Genomic DNA, 1,395 nt, shown 5'->3' with positions numbered 1-1,395 from the left:
CAGCCCTTTTAAGGTGACCGTCGAGAACGGGCTGCCGCTTGCGCCAAGAGTTTAGCGGTCGAGACATGCGGCTTGCCGGTGTGCTTCGTGCGCGGTGTGCGTGGCTTCTTCGGCCCCCGGGTAGTCTTGCGCAGCGTCTTCAGGTCGACGTTCTGCGCCAACACCCGCAGCATGGCACAGAATTGCACCTGGTCGACCTGCGTGAAGATGCTCCACTGTTCCTCCTCGACCGCGATGTTGAGCCCCTCGGTGGTGCGGGCAATTTCGGCGGCCAGAGAGTATTCAGAGACGGTTTCATCGACCTTAGCCTCGGGATGCGCGGCGCGTAGCGCGGCCATCACGACCGCATAGAGGTTGAACGCGACCAGTGCCAGGCAGAAGCCGAACAGGGCGGCCTGCGGATAGCCCAGGGTGTTGAGTTCGGAGTTCAGATGCCCCTCGAGCTTTTGAAATGCCGTCTCGATGGTCCAGCGCCCGCGATAGAGCGCGGCCACGGTCGCGGCATCGGCCTGCTCGGCGGGCAGGTTGGTCAGCAGGATGAGATCCCGATGTCCATCGCGGGTCGGCTGCTTCAATGTGAGCACGACGCGCCGCCAGGTCCAGGTATGCCCCTCGGCATCGGTGACCTGTACCGCCTGCTCGGACAGGTCGCCATTGGCATGGCGGCCAACCGGTTGCAGGGCACTGAGCGGTTTGACGGTGAGGCCGTTGTGATGGCGGATGACGAAGGCGGCCTGACGCCGGGCGATGGTCGCCAAGAAGGCGGTGACACAGACGTTGCGATCGGCGATCCACAGCTCGTTCGCCTGAATCGTCTCGGCGACCGCATCGAGCAGACTGCGCTCCTGGGCATGGCCATCGGCACAGGGGAACACATCACTGAGCAGCCCACGAGCGTCATCGAAGACCACCAGCGCCTTGCCTGGCAGGGGCGCCGCGGCGCTGTCGCGCAAGGGCTTGAGCCGCCGTTCGCTGGCGGCGATACAGTTGCCGTCGAGGTAGCGGATGCGATATCCGGGCAGGCGCTCGGCGTGGGCACCGCCGAGTTCGTCGATGATCTCGGCGGCATCGCCGGCGATCAGGCGCACCAGCCCTTGGGAGGTCGATAGCTCGACGCCCTGGAGCTTGCCATAGACGGCCACGACCGAGGCGGCGATGCGCGACTCGCGATAGGCCGCATGCACGTTGGCCTGCACCCGACAGACGATCTGCAGCAGCAGCCCGACCAGCGAGGAGAACAGGATCTCGCGCGTGTACTGCTCCTCGCGCGTCGCCTCGAACCAGCGGTCGAGCCGTTCGGCGTTGAGCAGGCGCTCAAGCAGTCCGCGCACCATCACGCTGGCAGGCGCGCGCTCGGCAAAGCGTTGCAGGATACCGTCAAACATCCGGGCATCA

The 1,395-nt window shown here is 65.5% G+C and carries 1 protein-coding gene; it reads right to left on the bottom strand.

Features of this window, described 5'->3' with window-relative positions; all coding sequences use genetic code 11:
- Nucleotides 1-8: 8 nt before the first annotated feature.
- Nucleotides 9-1,395, bottom strand: a 1,387-nt coding sequence (locus tag AC54T3_RS17405; protein WP_496626571.1) for a transposase, incomplete at its 5' end; no start/stop codon positions are given.

This window comes from Halochromatium sp. NSM3, from assembly GCF_059621085.1.
This window is presented reverse-complemented; position numbering and strand designations above follow the sequence as displayed.